The organism is uncultured Sulfitobacter sp. (assembly GCF_947502895.1).
In the GTDB taxonomy this organism is placed as follows: Bacteria; Pseudomonadota; Alphaproteobacteria; order Rhodobacterales; family Rhodobacteraceae; genus Sulfitobacter.
Genome location: NZ_CANNBM010000006.1, coordinates 114,332 through 130,266, shown reverse-complemented (window position 1 = coordinate 130,266; position 15,935 = coordinate 114,332). Strand labels below are relative to the sequence as shown.

At 55.6% G+C, this 15,935-nt stretch carries 18 protein-coding genes; 7 read left to right on the top strand and 11 right to left on the bottom strand.

What is annotated here, in order from left to right; genetic code table 11:
• The first annotated feature begins 45 nt into the window (after nucleotides 1–45).
• Together ettA and Q0903_RS18005 are read left to right on the top strand one after the other, a co-directional pair.
• Complete coding sequence (gene ettA, locus Q0903_RS18010; RefSeq protein WP_299031052.1) at nucleotides 46–1,701, top strand: energy-dependent translational throttle protein EttA; 1,656 nt, start codon at nucleotides 46–48, stop codon at nucleotides 1,699–1,701.
• A 150-nt stretch (nucleotides 1,702–1,851) separates the two neighbouring features.
• Complete coding sequence (locus Q0903_RS18005) at nucleotides 1,852–2,292, top strand: hypothetical protein (protein ID WP_299417582.1); 441 nt, start codon at nucleotides 1,852–1,854, stop codon at nucleotides 2,290–2,292.
• Here Q0903_RS18005 and Q0903_RS18000 read toward each other — a convergent pair.
• Nucleotides 2,238–3,212, bottom strand: coding sequence for a response regulator (locus Q0903_RS18000; RefSeq protein ID WP_299417580.1), 975 nt, complete (start codon nucleotides 3,210–3,212; stop codon nucleotides 2,238–2,240). The genes Q0903_RS18005 and Q0903_RS18000 overlap by 55 nt on opposite strands.
• A 521-nt stretch (nucleotides 3,213–3,733) precedes the next feature.
• On the opposite strand from Q0903_RS18000, the gene Q0903_RS17995 reads away from it, so the two are divergent.
• The 3 genes from Q0903_RS17995 to Q0903_RS17985 all read left to right on the top strand — a co-directional run bounded on the left by Q0903_RS17995 (nucleotide 3,734) and on the right by Q0903_RS17985 (nucleotide 5,585).
• The gene (locus tag Q0903_RS17995; RefSeq protein WP_007117950.1) at nucleotides 3,734–3,940 is read left to right on the top strand and encodes a cold-shock protein; all 207 of its coding nucleotides are present in this window, start codon (nucleotides 3,734–3,736) and stop codon (nucleotides 3,938–3,940) included.
• Nucleotides 3,941–4,101: 161 nt separating this feature from the next.
• Nucleotides 4,102–4,653 carry a L,D-transpeptidase gene (locus tag Q0903_RS17990; protein ID WP_299031057.1) on the top strand — a complete coding sequence of 184 codons (552 nt, stop codon included), beginning with the start codon at nucleotides 4,102–4,104 and terminating at the stop codon, nucleotides 4,651–4,653.
• 245 nt (nucleotides 4,654–4,898) lie between these two features.
• Nucleotides 4,899–5,585: a hypothetical protein gene (locus Q0903_RS17985; protein ID WP_299031059.1), complete on the top strand. Its 687-nt coding sequence runs from the start codon at nucleotides 4,899–4,901 to the stop codon at nucleotides 5,583–5,585.
• 55 nt (nucleotides 5,586–5,640) lie between these two features.
• Here Q0903_RS17985 and Q0903_RS17980 read toward each other — a convergent pair whose 3' ends face one another.
• The 8 genes from Q0903_RS17980 to Q0903_RS17945 form a co-directional block, all read right to left on the bottom strand.
• A complete protein-coding gene (locus Q0903_RS17980; RefSeq protein WP_299417577.1) occupies nucleotides 5,641–6,636 on the bottom strand; it encodes an ABC transporter substrate-binding protein in 996 nt (331 codons plus the stop codon).
• A gap of 66 nt (nucleotides 6,637–6,702) precedes the next feature.
• Nucleotides 6,703–7,545 (bottom strand): ABC transporter permease, encoded by an 843-nt coding sequence (locus Q0903_RS17975; RefSeq protein ID WP_299417575.1) that lies wholly within the window; start codon nucleotides 7,543–7,545, stop codon nucleotides 6,703–6,705.
• Nucleotides 7,542–8,462, bottom strand: a complete 921-nt coding sequence (locus Q0903_RS17970; protein WP_299417573.1) for an ABC transporter permease subunit — start codon at nucleotides 8,460–8,462, stop codon at nucleotides 7,542–7,544. The genes Q0903_RS17975 and Q0903_RS17970 overlap by 4 nt, the downstream gene beginning before the upstream one ends.
• Nucleotides 8,463–8,585: 123 nt before the next feature.
• Nucleotides 8,586–9,368: an ABC transporter ATP-binding protein gene (locus tag Q0903_RS17965; protein ID WP_299417571.1), complete on the bottom strand. Its 783-nt coding sequence runs from the start codon at nucleotides 9,366–9,368 to the stop codon at nucleotides 8,586–8,588.
• Complete coding sequence (locus Q0903_RS17960) at nucleotides 9,356–9,904, bottom strand: hypothetical protein (protein WP_299417569.1); 549 nt, start codon at nucleotides 9,902–9,904, stop codon at nucleotides 9,356–9,358. Before Q0903_RS17960 ends, Q0903_RS17965 begins: the two co-directional genes overlap by 13 nt.
• The gene (hydA, locus tag Q0903_RS17955; RefSeq protein ID WP_299417567.1) at nucleotides 9,905–11,365 is read right to left on the bottom strand and encodes a dihydropyrimidinase; all 1,461 of its coding nucleotides are present in this window, start codon (nucleotides 11,363–11,365) and stop codon (nucleotides 9,905–9,907) included.
• Nucleotides 11,362–11,697, bottom strand: a complete 336-nt coding sequence (locus tag Q0903_RS17950) for a helix-turn-helix transcriptional regulator (RefSeq protein ID WP_299417565.1) — start codon at nucleotides 11,695–11,697, stop codon at nucleotides 11,362–11,364. Before Q0903_RS17950 ends, hydA begins: the two co-directional genes overlap by 4 nt.
• Nucleotides 11,694–12,959: a Zn-dependent hydrolase gene (locus Q0903_RS17945; RefSeq protein WP_299417563.1), complete on the bottom strand. Its 1,266-nt coding sequence runs from the start codon at nucleotides 12,957–12,959 to the stop codon at nucleotides 11,694–11,696. Before Q0903_RS17945 ends, Q0903_RS17950 begins: the two co-directional genes overlap by 4 nt.
• A 204-nt stretch (nucleotides 12,960–13,163) precedes the next feature.
• Here Q0903_RS17945 and Q0903_RS17940 point away from each other — a divergent pair, with 204 nt between their 5' ends.
• Nucleotides 13,164–13,748: a TetR/AcrR family transcriptional regulator gene (locus Q0903_RS17940; protein WP_299417613.1), complete on the top strand. Its 585-nt coding sequence runs from the start codon at nucleotides 13,164–13,166 to the stop codon at nucleotides 13,746–13,748.
• Nucleotides 13,749–13,842: 94 nt separating this feature from the next.
• Nucleotides 13,843–14,265: a hypothetical protein gene (locus Q0903_RS17935; protein WP_299417561.1), complete on the top strand. Its 423-nt coding sequence runs from the start codon at nucleotides 13,843–13,845 to the stop codon at nucleotides 14,263–14,265.
• 4 nt (nucleotides 14,266–14,269) lie between these two features.
• Here the strand turns inward: Q0903_RS17935 and preA are convergent, their stop codons facing one another.
• Entirely contained in the window at nucleotides 14,270–15,574 is a 1,305-nt protein-coding gene (gene preA / locus Q0903_RS17930) for an NAD-dependent dihydropyrimidine dehydrogenase subunit PreA (protein WP_299031083.1), read from the bottom strand.
• Between the two features lie 11 nt (nucleotides 15,575–15,585).
• Nucleotides 15,586–15,924, bottom strand: coding sequence for a DUF1428 domain-containing protein (locus Q0903_RS17925; RefSeq protein ID WP_299031294.1), 339 nt, complete (start codon nucleotides 15,922–15,924; stop codon nucleotides 15,586–15,588).
• Nucleotides 15,925–15,935 lie beyond the last annotated feature (11 nt).

Below are 15,935 nucleotides of genomic sequence, written 5' to 3'. Positions count from 1 at the left end.
CCCGATATTGCAAACCAAATCCTGACACGCACGAGGAGTCGCACAATGGCCGCATATCAATATGTCTACCACATGCAAGGGGTATCCAAGACCTATCCCGGTGGCAAAAAATGCTTTGAGAACATCCACCTGAACTTCCTCCCCGGCGTTAAAATCGGGGTCGTAGGCGTGAACGGTGCGGGTAAATCCACCCTGATGAAAATCATGGCGGGCATCGACAAGGATTTCACAGGCGAGGCGTGGGTGGCCGAAGGGGCCAAAGTTGGCTACCTTCCTCAGGAGCCAAAGCTGGACGAAAGCCTGACCGTGCGCGAAAATGTGATGCTGGGCGTCGCTGGCAAAAAAGCGGTCCTTGACCGCTATAACGAGCTGGCGATGAATTATTCTGACGAAACCGCCGACGAGATGGCCGCCCTGCAAGACCAGATCGACGCCGAGAACCTCTGGGATCTCGACAGTCAGATCGACGTGAGCATGGAGGCCCTGCGCTGCCCACCCGATGATGCAGATATCTCCAAGCTGTCAGGTGGTGAAGCGCGCCGCGTGGCGCTGTGCAAACTGTTGCTCGAAGCACCTGAAATGTTGCTGTTGGACGAGCCGACCAACCACCTCGACGCCGAAACTATCGCATGGCTGCAACAGCACCTGATCAACTACAAAGGCACGATCCTGATCGTCACCCACGACCGGTATTTCCTCGACGATATTACCACTTGGATTCTGGAACTCGACCGTGGCCGCGGAATCCCGAACGAGGGTAACTATTCCGACTGGCTGGAATCCAAAGCCAAGCGTCTGGCGCAGGAATCGCGCGAAGACAAATCGCGACAGAAAACGCTTGAGCGCGAATTGGAGTGGATGCGCCAAGGCGCAAAAGCACGCCAGTCCAAATCCAAAGCGCGTATCAAATCCTATAACGAGTTGGCCGACCAGTCAGAGCGCGAGAAACTGACCCGCGCCCAGATCGTCATTCCCAACGGCCAGCGCCTCGGCTCCAAAGTCATCGACGTCGAGGGTTTGACGAAAGCGATGGGCGACAAGCTTCTGGTCGAGAACCTCGAATTTTCGCTGCCGCCCGGTGGCATTGTCGGCGTGATCGGCCCCAACGGAGCGGGTAAATCCACGCTGTTCAAAATGCTCACAGGGCAGATTGAACCCGATTCAGGCACAGTCGAAGTCGGCGATACGGTGCAGCTGTCTTACGTTGACCAGTCGCGCGATGATTTGAACCCCGATGATAACGTCTGGCAGGCCATCACAGGCGGCGCAGAACTTATCCAGCTAGGCGATGCCGAGGTGAACTCCCGCGCCTATTGTTCGTCGTTCAATTTCAAAGGCGGCGACCAGCAGAAAAAAGTTGGCCTGTTGTCGGGCGGGGAGCGTAACCGCGTCCACATGGCGCGACTGCTCAAATCAGGCGGTAATGTGCTGCTTCTCGATGAGCCGACGAACGATCTTGACGTCGAAACCCTGCGCGCGCTCGAAGACGCTCTTGTCGACTTTGCGGGTTGCGCCGTGGTCATCTCGCACGACCGTTTCTTCCTTGACCGTATCTGCACCCACATCCTCGCTTTCGAGGGCGAGGCCCATGTGGAATGGTTTGAAGGCAACTTTGAAGAATATGAGGAAGACAAGAAACGCCGCCTTGGCGCAGACGCACTGGAGCCAAAGCGCCTCAAGCACAAGAAATTTGTGCGCTAGAACGTCAATAGTGACGGTTTGGGCCCTAGCGCCTGACATTGCTTTATTACCCAAACAGGGGGCGGCCACTGGCCGCCCTTTCGCATCCAAGGGGAAGCTGACGGCAACTTACCCATTTGCAAACAGAGCCAGACAGCCCAGGTTGGCGCAATGAACAGACGTTTCTTTCTCAGCGCCCTATCTGCACTTGCCGCTGCCCCCGCATTGCCCGCTGTTGCAGCACCAATCCTGCCGCGCCATATGATCACGGCCAAGATCATCGCTCGGTCGCACAACCGTTGCACGATCGACATGCTCAAACGGCACTTGGCAGTCCCTACCGATATGGCCGCGCGCATACAGGCGCAATTACTGCACCAAGGCGTCATAGCGCCGCCGGTTTCAGGGGTGTCTTTAGCCATCGACCCCACAAACACAGGCTGCATCCCGAATGAAGCGATGAAGCCAAATAATCTACTGCAAAAGGCAGCACAGTTGCGCGAAAAACTGGCGCAGCTGGACGATAGTGTCGCGTGCCAAGAAGACCAAGAAACGCCTTACTGCCCCGAAATTCTGACCGACAACCGCTCAAACAGCCCGTCTACCTCATAAGGGTCCGCCTGCGCTGTCAGATCAGCGCGGCCCTGAAAACTGCGCAGCACATCTGCTGCGGCCTTACCTGACCACGCGGGCGGACCGTCGATCCGGCGGGCAGAAAGGGTCGGCGCTTTGGGTTGGCCGGATGCGAAACTATCCCAGTTTACAGCCAAAGCCTGATTGGCGCGCCGTTGCAGATCCCGCAGATCAATCTGTGCATGTGTATGGGCCACCCCGATCATATCGCCACGTCCTGCATAGGCGAAACGTGTATTGTCGGTGTCGATCTCACTGCTTAGCGCCCGCCCCACTGCCTCTACACTGGCGCGGAACTGCGCGGGCCTGCTACCACGATACAGCCCCAGCGCGTTGTCGATCTCGACAGTAAACAGCACCATTTCATATAAAGCATCCGCACGGCGCAGCAGCTCGTTCTCGAGGGTTAAAAACCCCTTCACGCCTGCACCACTCGGCAGATCGAACCTTTCATCGAACGATACTTCCGTGAGCTGGCCCAACTCTTCCAACGCTGCTGCGTTCATCTGCTCGCGCTGCATACTATCGTTCAGCATCGCAGCCAGTTTTATGCGCGTCACCAACTCCAGCGCGTCAAAAGGCTTGCTCACAAAATCAGTGGCTCCAGCTTCGAAAGCACGGGTCATCATATCCCGCGCACGGCTGCCCGTGATCATCAAAACAGGCGTTGCACGATACCGCGGATAAGTCCGCACCGTACGACACACTTCAATCCCGCTGGTGCCGGGTAACATTACATCCAGCAAAAAGATGTCATATGGTGCCGCCGCCACATCAATCAGTTCCAGCGCATCTTCGGCCGTGGCGGCAAATGTAATGTCGTCAAACCCGCTCTGCTCCAGTGCTGTACCCAACAGGTCCAACATCACAGGATCATCATCAACTGCCAAAATACGCATCACCCACCCCTCGCTATGATCACCGCCAGATATCGACGGCAATCTGGGCGGCTCTGCGGCAGCGCAGTGGCAGACACACGCAGCAAACTAATATTTTTATTCAAAGAACCCGCATTACGATACCTGCGGAAGGCCTGAATGAGCGGCTGAAAAATCGGTGGATTCGCATCTAAAGGCAACCGCACACTGTGCAATCTAATCTTAAAAGGCAGACTGCGCGTCGCGAGCTTACCCTACTATTCCCAGGGATCAGCCAACATGTCAGCCGCTAATTTCGCACTATTTGCAATATCTTGCCCCTGATCTGCGACCATTTGAAATCCGCAAGCATCAGTGGCCGTTCTTTGCCTGCGACGGTCTATACCCTTGAAATATTACCGGACCGATGCAATATTCCTCGTGCAGACGTTATCTATATCCTGACCACTGTCTCCGCTTTCGCGTTCAGTCTCTCGATTACAGACCGACAAAGCCGGGCCATCGCACTACCGCGGATGGCATACTACTTAGGAGACTACGGAATGGCTACTGGCACCGTAAAATGGTTTAACACAACAAAAGGCTTCGGTTTTATCGCACCCGATGGTGGCAGCAAAGATGTTTTCGTGCACATCTCTGCTGTTGAGCGCGCAGGCCTGACCGGTCTGGCCGACAACCAGAAAGTGACCTTCGATATCGAAGCAGGCCGTGACGGCCGCGAGTCTGCGACAAACATCGCGCTTGCATAAATTCTGCTGATCGGGCGCGCGGAAATCCGCTGCACCCCGCAGAACACAAAGATTTGACCGACCATTCTGCAACGGATGGTCGGTTTTTGCTTTATGCGGCTTGATAATGTTTCCGTTTTTGAGACAGTAGAGAGGACCTCATGCTGCAAAAGGATCTATTCATGCGCCGCCGTACATTTATCGCCAGCACATCTGCCGCTGTTGCCCTGCCACAACTCGTATCCGCACAAACCGCTGTATTTGACCCGACCCCACAAGAGGTTCGCATCAAGAAAAGCTATAATGTCGGCGAATTGCTGATCCTGCCGCGCAGCTATTACCTCTATTTCGTAACCGCCCCCGGCAAAGCCATGCGGTATGGCGTGGGTGTAGGCAAAGCAGGTCTGGAATTCACAGGCTCCGCCACTATCGCTGTGAAAAAAGAATGGCCCACATGGCGCCCTACCAACGAGATGATCGAGCGTGACCCGAAGGCCTATGCCCGTTTCGTGGGCAACACCGACGCACAACCAGGCGGCCCGGGCAACCCGCTAGGCGCACGCGCGCTTTACCTTTTCCAAGGTGGCAAAGACACATATTTCCGCATCCACGGCACAACAGCGCCCCGTTCCATCGGACGCTCGGTCTCCAACGGTTGTATCCGCATGCTGAACGCCCACGTCAAAGACCTGTACCAGCGCGTACCAATCGGGACAAAAGTTACCGTTCTTTAAGCGGCATAAACACACTGACGTATTACGGGGCCAGCGTTCGCGCTGGCCTTTTTCTATTTGAACTTGGGCGTCTCAATTCCCAAAGCGGTACTAAGCTGCGCGCAGTCATGCTTCAGCGAAATTCAACTAAAGAGTGTGGTCTGCTTCACAGACGATCACCACATTTCTTGATATCCAAGTGTTAGAGCAACACATTTTTCGTACTCTAAAAATACTTTTTATCAATTACTTATAGGAATTTTGCTATGCCAGAACCAGCCATTACCGCTGCCATTATCGGCGCTATCGCGACTGCTGCCTCCCAAGCGGCCAATGAACTTGCCACCGCCGTTCGCGATGCGGGTTCAAGCTCAATCGGAGCAATAATAACGAACGAATCCCACCACTCGTATGACCTCAAATCGTACAAAACCCACCATGGAAACTATGTGCAAGCGCCCTCTGTGACGCTGCCTGGATACTTCTATGAATTTACAAAGTTCATGAACGCCGCCAAGGTCCATTATGGTAACAATCCATCCGACAGCGAATTGGACGAGCAGCTTCAGAAGTGGCAGGCAAAAGACCTGTTTCAGATCTATGCTGCTGGCACGACGGCGAAACTCGACGGGATCGGTGGGGGTATGGGGTTTGAGACATCCTTGCGCCTCAACAGCAACAGCGGCGGATCATTCCATCAGATTGCCCTGCTAGTCAGGAAGATCCCCCGCGGCAGTTACGGCATCGGCCTTGGTATTTCGAATTATGATTTCTATTCGGATGCAAAGAACGATACCAAAGGCGATTTCATCCGCGATCACATCAAAGATGTTCACACAAAACACTGCCAATACTCCGACGGTAGCGGTTCAATCTCCGTAGAACTTGACGGGATCAAAGTGACCGCATCAGCACCCGGACAGGTGAACGCTATTACGATAAGCGACGCCTAAGTGCATTTGGCTGGCCGGAGGCGTCTACCTCCGGCCAGTTTCGTCTAATATGTGCTTATTTCAAAGCAGCATCTGTAATCGCGCTGGTCCACGCACCCTCTGGCTGCTTGGAAATGACGGGGTCAGACCCACCCGCCAGCAGTGTATCAACCGTGCGCTGGAAATCCGCCTCAACCAAGGCGCCGGTTGAGCCAGCGGTCAGCTTGGCAATCTCTTTCATCATGCGCACCTGCGCTTCTTCGGATTGCGCGCCTGTCTCGTCATTCTCGATGATGATACCGCCCGCTTCCTCAGGATTGGCCGCCGCATATTCCCAGCCCTTCATGGATGCGCGCACAAAGCGCACCATTTTGTCCACAAACACTGGGTCATCGAGATTGTCCTCAAGCACATAAATCCCGTCTTCCAACGTGGCCACGCCTTGGTCTTCATATTTGAACGTCACCAACTCATCAGGGTTCACGCCCGCATCCAGCACCTGACCGTATTCATTATATGTCATGGTCGAGATACAGTCCGCCTCACGTTGCAGCAGTGGATCGACGTTAAAACCCTGTTTAAGAACGGTCACACCGTCCTCACCACCATCCGTGCTAATACCCTCTTGGCTCATCCACGACAGGAACGGGTATTCGTTCCCAAAGAACCAGACACCGATGGTTTTGCCTTTAAAGTCCTGAACACCAGTGATGCCGGTATCTTTCCAACAGGTCAGCATCAGGCCCGATGTCTTGAACGGTTGCGCGATATTCACAACCGGCAGGCCCTTCTCACGCGCTGCCAGCGCACTCGGCATCCAGTTCAGCATTGCATCTGCCCCGCCCCCTGCCAGAACCTGCGGTGGCGCAATATCAGGCCCACCAGGCAGGATGGTCACATCGAGCCCCTCGGCCTCATAAAACCCTTTGTCCTGCGCGACGTAATAGCCAGCAAACTGCGATTGTGTGACCCACTGCAATTGCAACGTCACCGTATTCGCATGTCCGTCCGCAAACACAGGCGCGGCCGCAAAGCTCGCTGCACATGCTGCTGCCATCATAAATCTTTTCATCGTTCGACCTCCAAGTCGGTTGGTTAATACGTGTTCTTTTTGGGCCCCACTTGTGCGGGATCATCGTTATCGTTGTGAAGGATGCCAGAAAGTCATCCGTTTTTCCAACAGAGTCATTGCTCCGTAAAATGCGCTGCCCGCCACTGCGGCCACCACAATCTCGGCCCAGACCATATCCAGTGCAAGCTGTCCAAAGCTGGTCGAGATGCGAAAGCCCATTCCAACTGTGGGAGAGCCGAAAAATTCAGCAACAATCGCCCCGATCAGCGCAAGCGTCGTTCCGATTTTGAGCCCGTTGAAGATAAACGGCATCGCCGCAGGCAAGCGCAGCTTGAACAGGCTTTCCCAATACCCCGCCGCATAGGTCCGCATCAGGTCGCGCTGCATGCTGTCGGTGTCCTTCAATCCTGCAACGGTGTTTACAAGAATAGGAAAGAACACCATCACCGCAACAACAGCCGCCTTTGACTCCCAATCACTGCCAAGCCATTTCACAAAGATCGGTGCTGTCCCCACAATCGGCAGAGCAGCCATAAAGCTGCCTACAGGCAGAATCCCCCGCGTCAGAAAATCCGAACGATCTGCAAAGATCGCCACTACAAAGGCCGCAATTGTTCCAATGACATAACCACTCAGCGCGCCTTTGAGGATCGTCTGCTGGAAATCCGCCCAGAGGATCGGCCCTTCCTGCCCCAGCCGCGCTATCACGGACGAGGGCGCAGGCAGGATCACAGGGTTCACCTCGAACCCGCGCACCATCATCTCCCACACGATCACAATCGTTAGGCCAAAAATTGCAGGAACCAATACACGCACGGCCCGCGTATCACTTGCAGCCCCGTTAGACAGCCGCACATTCAGCCACCACCCTGCGGCCCAGATCACGAAACCAAGGATGACATATATCATGTGGTGGCCATCCCCATACGCCGGAGCGTAAGCCGCTCAATCGCACTGAACAGGCCCACCAGTGCTGCCGCTGTCAAAGCTGCCGCAAACAAAGCCGCCCAACTGACCAAGGGTTGACCATACTGATCGCCCACCAGCATCCGCGCCCCGAATCCGGCCCGCGCACCTGTAGGCAACTCTGCCACAATCGTGCCCACCAGCGATGCGGATATCCCGATCTTCAGCGATGCAAACAAATAGGGTGCCGAGGCAGGCAAACGCAAAGACCAAAACCCTTGCGATCCGGACGCATTATAAGTCCGCAACAAATCCAACTGCATCGCAGACGGGCTACGCAGCCCTTTGACCATCCCAACGACTACAGGAAAGAACGACAGGTAGGCCGCAATGAGAGATTTGGGGAAAAGCCCCTGTATCCCCATTGATCCCAATACAACGATTACCATCGGTGCCAGCGCCAAAATAGGAATCGTCTGGCTCACGATGGCCCATGGCATGACAGAGCGATCCATCACGCGGCTGTACACAATGCCCACGGCCAGCAAAATGCCCGAAACTGTCCCGATCACAAATCCCAACAATGTGGGCGCCAGCGTGACCCATCCGTGATATACAAGCGAGCGTTTCGAAGTAATTTTTTTACCAAAAATCGTATCTACCATTTCGCCTGCTACCTGCTGCGGGCTGGGCAGACGGGGCCGCTTGAAACTATAGGTCAGCGGCACCAGCGCATGATTGCGAAGCGCCAGCGCAAGGCCGCCAACTTCTTGCCGCGCGCGCGGCGTGTCTGGCTGCACGACCGCCCCGTCCCGCTGCGCCTGATCCGCAACCAGATGCATGTTCATCGGAATGACAGACAGCAACCAAACCCCAAGGATCGCAGCCACAACCGTAAGAACAGGCACAACGGATTTCACGCGCACCCCTCCTTCATTCTTCCATGCAAAGTCGATCCCACAGACGCCCCCAATGCACGCACCGCGATCATCCTCGAACGGGACGGTGGGCGGGACGCCGCGGAACGCGCGTGTCGCACGACGTCACTCATCTGCATGCCCCGCACGCAACCCCTCACGGACGCGGTGCGCAATCGCGAGAAACTCAGCGCTTTCGCGTATCTCTAATGGCCGCTCCTTTGGCAACGTGCTCTCGATCACATCCGTGATCCGCCCGGGCCTCGGGCTCATCACCACAATTTTTGTACTTAAATACACCGCCTCGGGGATCGAGTGTGTGACAAAGGCAATCGTCTTGCCTGTCCGCTCCCACAAATGCAGCAACTGTTCGTTTAAATGGTCGCGCACAATCTCGTCCAATGCGCCAAAAGGCTCATCCATGAGCAGCAAATCAGCGTTAAAGCTTAGCGCCCGCGCAATACTCGCCCGCTGCTGCATCCCGCCACTCAACTGCCATGGAAACTTGTTCTCGAACCCGCTCAGCTCGACCAATTCCAGTACACGGCTCACCCGCTCCGCCTGCTCTGCTTTCGGAACGCCCATAATCTCCAACGGCAGGCGAATATTTCCGCCAATCGTGCGCCAAGGATACAACCCCGCCGCCTGAAACACATACCCATAAGCCCGCGCCTCACGCGCCGCACGCGGAGACACCCCATTCACGGTAATCTCCCCCCCCGTAGGCTGCTCCAAATCCGCCATCACCCGCAGAAAAGTCGTCTTCCCACAGCCCGAAGGCCCGATAAAACTGACGAAATCCCCCTGCTTGATGTCCAGATCAACACCCTTGAGCGCATGGACAGGGCCGTCATTTGTCTCGAAGGTTAGGTCGAGATTTTTGGCGCTAATAACTGTCATTGTGGCCATTCCACAATTTTATTTGCAGCCTGCACATGTGTTATCACACGATCAAAGCACTTTAAGCGTGGATCATCCAAGGCTTCATCTCCACAAAATAGCACGGTCATCCAATCCTCATGTGCATTCAAAGTTCTCCGCGCTGAATGCGTTTGCGCAAAACACTCCGCGCGAAGGGGATATGCTTCAGGTTGACCAAAGCTGAATGCCTCATTTGGATGCTTGAATTCGACGTGTATTGCCAAAGTTCTACCCGCGTCATTTCGCAGAAAAAAGATCGCATCCGACTCTAATCCCTTACTTCCCTCAATTCGACAGGTACAATCGCGATCCCTACCACACCAGTAATTCGCCCAGAACGGTTGCTTTGTAGGCTTATGCACCCAACGCGTCCGTTTCTGTTCTTCTATCAAAGGAGTTGAGCCTTCGTAGCCTTGTTCACTTGATGTGCCTTGAACCAACCAGTCTCGGAAGGCTCTATCGTTGAAAACATAGGCGGCAATGAGATCAAGAAACGGTTGAGCTTTATCCGAATATGTTGCCACTCAAATCCCCGCCGGAATATTCAACGGATCCCGCTTGATCATCTTGGGCGAATTCAGCTCTTTCCACTTGCTCAGCGCCACATTCGCACTCGGGAACGCTGGTCGCGGGATAAACCGCCCCCGCCCAGGGCTGGGCTGCGAGTTCTGCCCCCAAGCCCAGATCACTTCCCCACGGCTCAGGGTAAAGCGGCTCTGCGCGCGCACCTCGAACCCTTCAAAGACATTATAATCCAGAACCGAATGGTGGTTCGCAGGCGAGATCGTCTTGGTAATCTTCGGATCCCACACCACAATATCCGCATCAGCCCCTTCCACCAGCGCCCCTTTGCGCGGGTAGATGTTCAAAATCTTCGCCACGTTTGTGCTGGTCGCAGCAACAAACTCGTTCATCGTCAAACGCCCCGTCTCAACCCCTTCGGTCCACAGAACGGCCAAGCGTTCTTCCAGCCCGTTCGACCCGTTCGGGATGATCCTGAAGTCGTCACGTCCCGCACGCTTCTGCTCGGTGCTGAACGCCGCATGATCCGTCGCAACCACTTGCAACGATCCTGCCTGCAAACCAGCCCAAAGGCTGTCCTGATGGTCCTTGGAGCGGAACGGCGGTGACATCACACGCCGCGCGGCATGGTCCCAATCCTTGTTGAAATACTCGGACTCATCCAAGGTCAAAAACTGGATCAGCGGCTCGCCATACACCCGCATCCCCTTTTGCCGCGCACGGCGAATGGCCTCATGCGTCTGCTCACACGACACATGCACGATATACAAAGGCACACCCGCCGTATCCGCAATCGTGATCGCACGGTTGGCCGCTTCGCCCTCCAATTCAGGCGGGCGGGAATAGGCATGCCCCTCAGGCCCCGTGATCCCCTCGTCAAAATACTTCTGCTGCAATTCCGCAACCAGATCGCCGTTCTCTGCATGCACCATCGGCAGCGCACCCAGCTCTGCACAACGCTTGAACGAGGCGAACATCTCGTCGTCCTCGATCATCAATGCGCCCTTATAGGCCATGAAATGCTTGAACGAATTCACGCCCATATCAATCGCATCTTTCATGCCATTGAACACATTCTCGTCCCAGCCCGTGATCGCCATGTGGTATCCCACGTCCGAACAAATCTGTGGCGCTGACTTACGGTGCCACTCGTTAATCGCATTTTTCAAATCCCCGTCCGCCCCCGGCAAACAGAAATCCACCACCATCGTGGTCCCGCCACAGGCCGCCGCCCACGTCCCGCTCTCGAACGTCTCCGCCGCCGTGGTCCCCATAAACGGCATCTCCAGATGCGTATGCGGATCAATCCCGCCGGGGATCACATAGGCCCCCTCCGCATCGATATACTCGTCACCCTTGAGGTCCTCGCCAATGCGAACGATCTTCTCGCCCTCGATCAGAATATCCGCTTTCCAAGTCCGGTCCGCCGTGACGACCGTGCCGCCTTTGATTACTTTGGTCATGATAGAATACCTTTCATTTCCGTAACTTGCGCAAGTGCCTTAGCATGCTGAAGTACTGAGTTCCTGTCGATTTCGTCAAGCTTAGCAAAAGCTATCAAAAGCTCAATTTCTGTCTCTTCTAGTTCAGGCTGAGACAATCCGGGCGTAGAAAAAAATTCTTTCACCTCTATGCCAAGGGCTCCCGCTATCTTCTCCAGCACGCTCACGCTTCCGGGCCTCGTCCCACTTTCAATTTGACTCAAATAAGGGCGCGAAATTCCGGCCTTCTCGCTTAATTCCTCTTGCGACAAATTTAGTTTTTTCCTTCGACTACGAACGGCCTCACCACTCACCCCACAATCTCCGCCGTCTCCACAACCGCATGCATCAACACATCCGCCCCCGCCATGGCCCATTCCTTGGTGATCTCTTCCGCCTCATTGTGCGACAGCCCATCCACACAAGGACACATCACCATCGCCGTCGGCGCCACGCGGTTGATCCAGCACGCATCATGCCCCGCGCCCGAAATCAAGTTCATGTGCGAATAGCCCAACCGCTCCGCCGCATTGCGCACAGCAGTGACACAGCCTTCATCAAAGGCGACAGGATCAAACCCGCCCACCTTTTCGAACTCAATCTCCAGCCCCATCGCATCGGCAACCGCTTGCCCCTCAACGCGTAGCCGCGCCTCCATATCCTCGATCACGCTTAACTCCGGCGAACGGAAATCAACTGTAAACACCACCCGACCAGGGATCACATTGCGCGAGTTAGGATAGACATCGATATGCCCCGCCGCACCCACCGCATGGGGCGCGTGGCTCAACGCGATCTCCTCAACCTTTTCCAATATCCGGGCCATCCCCAAACCTGCATTGCGCCGCAACGGCATCGGGGTCGAGCCTGTATGCGCATCCTTGCCCGTCACCGTCACTTGCGTCCACGACAGGCCTTGGCCGTGCGTCACCACGCCAATATCGCGGCCCTCGGCCTCCAAAATCGGCCCCTGCTCGATGTGCAGCTCAAAGAAGGCATGCATCTTGCGCGCGCCCGTTTCCTCATCTCCACGCCAGCCGATCCGCTTCAACTCATCGCCAAAGCTCTTTCCTTCGGCGTCTACTTTCTCGTAGGCCCAGTCCTGCGTATGCACGCCTGCAAAAACCCCTGAGGAAAGCATAGCAGGCGCATAACGCGTGCCTTCTTCGTTGGTGAAATTGGTCACCACGATAGGGTGTCTGGTCTGAATGCCCAGATCATTGAGCGTGCGCAAAATTTCCAAACCGCCAAGAACGCCCAGCACACCGTCATATTTGCCACCTGTTGGCTGGGTATCAAGATGACTGCCGACATAGACTGGCAACGCATCCGCATCGGTGCCTTCACGGCGCGCAAACATGTTCCCCATCTGGTCAAGCCCCATGGTGCAGCCCGCGTCCTCACACCAGCGCTGAAACAGCGCGCGGCCTTCGGCGTCCGCATCGGTCAGCGTCTGGCGGTTATTACCACCCGCCACACCCGGACCAATCTGCGCCATTTCCATCAGGCTGTCCCACAAACGATCAGGATCAATTTTAAGGTTTTGTCCTGGGACCGGAGAATTTGGCGCTGGCATCGGCTGGCTCCTTTTGCTGTCATCCGGCCGGATCAAGCGGCCAAATTTTTACCAATTGGTCAAGCAACGATTGCCCCTGCCTTCCTGTCTGTCAAGAACTGCTTTAGACTAACCGCAGTCGCTTTTCCAAAACTGCCCGATTTCACAGCACGCAGCGAGACCCCCGTGACCGAGACACCAGACAAAAAACCCAGCCGCATCCAGATGCGCAACCGCAGGCTGATCCTTGATGCAGCCCTCGAAGTTTTCTCTCGTGACGGCTATGGCGGTGCCACGCTCGACGCGATTGCAAAAGGCGCGGGTCTCAGCAAACCCAACCTACTTTACTACTTTGACGGCAAGACCGAAATTTACGTGACCTTGCTCAGTCAGCTTTTGGAGACATGGCTAGATCCCCTGATCGAGCTGGACCCCGATGGCGATCCTGTGGAAGAGCTGTTGGGGTATGTGCGTCTGAAACTCGACATGGCGCTGGAATTGCCTGCTGAAAGCAGGCTCTTTGCAGGGGAGATGTTGCAAGGCGCGCCCCACATGGCGCTACATCTGCGGGATGAACTGCGCCCTCTCTTCAACCTTAAATGCAAAGCCATTCAGGACTGGATCGACGAAGGCAGGCTGGCACCCGTTGATCCCACGCACCTGATCTTTTCCATCTGGTCCAGCACACAGCATTATGCTGATTTCAAAGTACAAATCTCGGTTCTACTGGATGACGAAGATCCGGCAGCGGCAGCACATAAACATCTAGAACAGATGTTCCGCAAGCTACTGCAACCCGTTAACCATTAGGTCATAAACAAGCGCCGGATTAACGTGTTGTTAGGATGTTCCACCCAAAATCGGCATCGGGTGGCGGGCTTCTTTTGCAACAAAGGGGCAGACCATGGCGTTGAACATTCCCGTCAATCTGATGAACACGGTAACACCGTTGAGCCAACCACCAACCGCAGTTGGAACAGAGCCTTCGGTGGCACCAATACAGCCAGCCAGTGGCAGTGCAGACACCCGAAACAACGCGTCAGACGACAGCGGTGCCCGCAGTTCCGAGCAACAAGCGCTTTTGTCAAAACGCATGCCAAGCACAGGTACCGCTGACACGCCAGACCGCGCAGAGGCTACATCGATTGTCACCGCACAAGTCACACCAAACGGCGATCCGTCCAAACAGGAACAGCCTGCTCAAACGCCGAAGCGGGCATCAGCACGGCAGTCAGAAATTGACCGATATGCGCCACCCGATCCACTGCCGACAGCGCCGATTCTTCAGGCAGCGGCATCCTATGCGGCCAAATCAGAGCCGCTCTAGAACTCTATTCCGCCGCAGTGGCGGAGGGGTTGTTGGGGTGCATTGTCCAGTTGGCATATGCCTCTTCGACAACCTTTCCTGTGCGTGGGTCGGTCTGACCTGCCTCCATCGGCACCATGGTGATGCAATTCTCGACAGGGCACACCTCGACGCAGAGGTTGCAGGCCACACACTCCTCGTCGATCACCGTAAACGTGCGGTCCGCTGACATTGCAATCGCCTGATGCGAGGTATCCTCACAGGCTGCAAAACACCGTCCGCAACTGATGCAATCATCCTGATTGATCGAAGCTTTGGACACATAGTTCAGGTTCAGATACTGCCAGTCGGTTGTATTTGGCACGGCCGCGCCCATGAAATCCTGAATAGAGGTGTGGCCCTTTTCATCCATCCACTCGGACAGGCCGCTGATCATCTCCTGAACCACTTTGAACCCATAGGTCATGGCCGCCGTGCAAACCTGCACATTGCCACAGCCCATAGTGATATATTCCGCCGCATCGCGCCATGTGGTCACACCGCCAATCCCGCTGATCGGCATACCCGCAGTGGCAGGCGCGCGGGCAATCTCGGATACCATGCTCAGGGCGATCGGCTTTACTGCGGGGCCACAATAGCCACCATGGGTTCCCTTGCCGTCAATGCTCGGATGCGGGCTCATCGTGTCCAGATCAACCGAAACGATGGAGTTGATGGTGTTAATCAGGCTCACTGCATCGGCCCCGCCGCGCCGCGCTGCTTCGGCTGGTTTACGGATATCGGTGATGTTCGGCGTCAGCTTTACGATCACTGGCTTGGAGTAGTACTGTTTGCACCACCGCGTCACCATCTCGATGTATTCAGGCACCTGCCCCACGGCCGCCCCCATACCCCGCTCGCTCATACCGTGCGGGCAGCCAAAGTTCAGCTCGATCCCGTCTGCGCCCGTTGCCTCCACCTTCGGCAGAATATCTTTCCACGCCTGCTCCTCACAAGGCACCATGATGCTTACGATCATCGCGCGGTCAGGATAGTCGCGCTTCACCCGCGTGATCTCGTCCAGATTGGTTTGCAGATCGCGGTCGGTAATCAATTCGATGTTGTTAAGGCCCAGAACGCGCCTGTCCGCCCCGTGAATAACGCCATAGCGCGGCCCATTGACGTTCACCACTGGCGGCCCTTCCGAGCCGAGCGTTTTCCACACAACGCCACCCCACCCTGCCTCGAATGCGCGGCGCACGTTATATTCTTTGTCCGTCGGCGGTGCAGAGGCCAGCCAGAATGGATTGGGGGATTTAATGCCCAGAAAATCGGTTGTCAGATCAGCCATTTGTCATGCTCCTAAACGTCAACGAGGGCCTGAAACCCGCCGTAAATCATGCGTGCACCGTCAAAGGGCATTTCGCCCATCTCGGCCAGCCGCGGGTCGCTCATCGCTTTTTCCATATTCGCGTCACAGGTCGCTTTGTCTGGCCACTCCTGCCAGCCCGTCACAACGGTTTCACCCTCTTTGGCAGCAACGGCCATGGGGTACGACGTCGTCTCTCCCTCAGGGATCATATCCCCCCAAAGCTCAACCACACGCAGCGCACCGTGGGATTTGAAAATCTCTGCCGCCATCTGGCAATGCTCCAGATAGGCCTGCTTTTGGTCATTTGGCACACAGGCTACAAAGCTCATTACATACACAG

Bases quoted from the DNA above. Each gene is read 5' to 3' on its own strand.
- ettA (WP_299031052.1), top strand. From the start codon at position 46: ATGGCCGCATATCAATATGTCTACCACATGCAAGGGGTATCCAAGACC.
- Q0903_RS18005 (WP_299417582.1), top strand. From the start codon at position 1,852: ATGAACAGACGTTTCTTTCTCAGCGCCCTATCTGCACTTGCCGCTGCC.
- Q0903_RS18000 (WP_299417580.1), bottom strand. From the start codon at position 3,212: ATGCGTATTTTGGCAGTTGATGATGATCCTGTGATGTTGGACCTGTTG.
- Q0903_RS17995 (WP_007117950.1), top strand. From the start codon at position 3,734: ATGGCTACTGGCACCGTAAAATGGTTTAACACAACAAAAGGCTTCGGT.
- Q0903_RS17990 (WP_299031057.1), top strand. From the start codon at position 4,102: ATGCGCCGCCGTACATTTATCGCCAGCACATCTGCCGCTGTTGCCCTG.
- Q0903_RS17985 (WP_299031059.1), top strand. From the start codon at position 4,899: ATGCCAGAACCAGCCATTACCGCTGCCATTATCGGCGCTATCGCGACT.
- Q0903_RS17980 (WP_299417577.1), bottom strand. From the start codon at position 6,636: ATGAAAAGATTTATGATGGCAGCAGCATGTGCAGCGAGCTTTGCGGCC.
- Q0903_RS17975 (WP_299417575.1), bottom strand. From the start codon at position 7,545: ATGATATATGTCATCCTTGGTTTCGTGATCTGGGCCGCAGGGTGGTGG.
- Q0903_RS17965 (WP_299417571.1), bottom strand. From the start codon at position 9,368: ATGGCCACAATGACAGTTATTAGCGCCAAAAATCTCGACCTAACCTTC.
- hydA (WP_299417567.1), bottom strand. From the start codon at position 11,365: ATGACCAAAGTAATCAAAGGCGGCACGGTCGTCACGGCGGACCGGACT.
- Q0903_RS17945 (WP_299417563.1), bottom strand. From the start codon at position 12,959: ATGCCAGCGCCAAATTCTCCGGTCCCAGGACAAAACCTTAAAATTGAT.
- Q0903_RS17940 (WP_299417613.1), top strand. From the start codon at position 13,164: ATGCGCAACCGCAGGCTGATCCTTGATGCAGCCCTCGAAGTTTTCTCT.
- Q0903_RS17935 (WP_299417561.1), top strand. From the start codon at position 13,843: ATGGCGTTGAACATTCCCGTCAATCTGATGAACACGGTAACACCGTTG.
- preA (WP_299031083.1), bottom strand. From the start codon at position 15,574: ATGGCTGATCTGACAACCGATTTTCTGGGCATTAAATCCCCCAATCCA.
- Q0903_RS17925 (WP_299031294.1), bottom strand. From the start codon at position 15,924: ATGAGCTTTGTAGCCTGTGTGCCAAATGACCAAAAGCAGGCCTATCTG.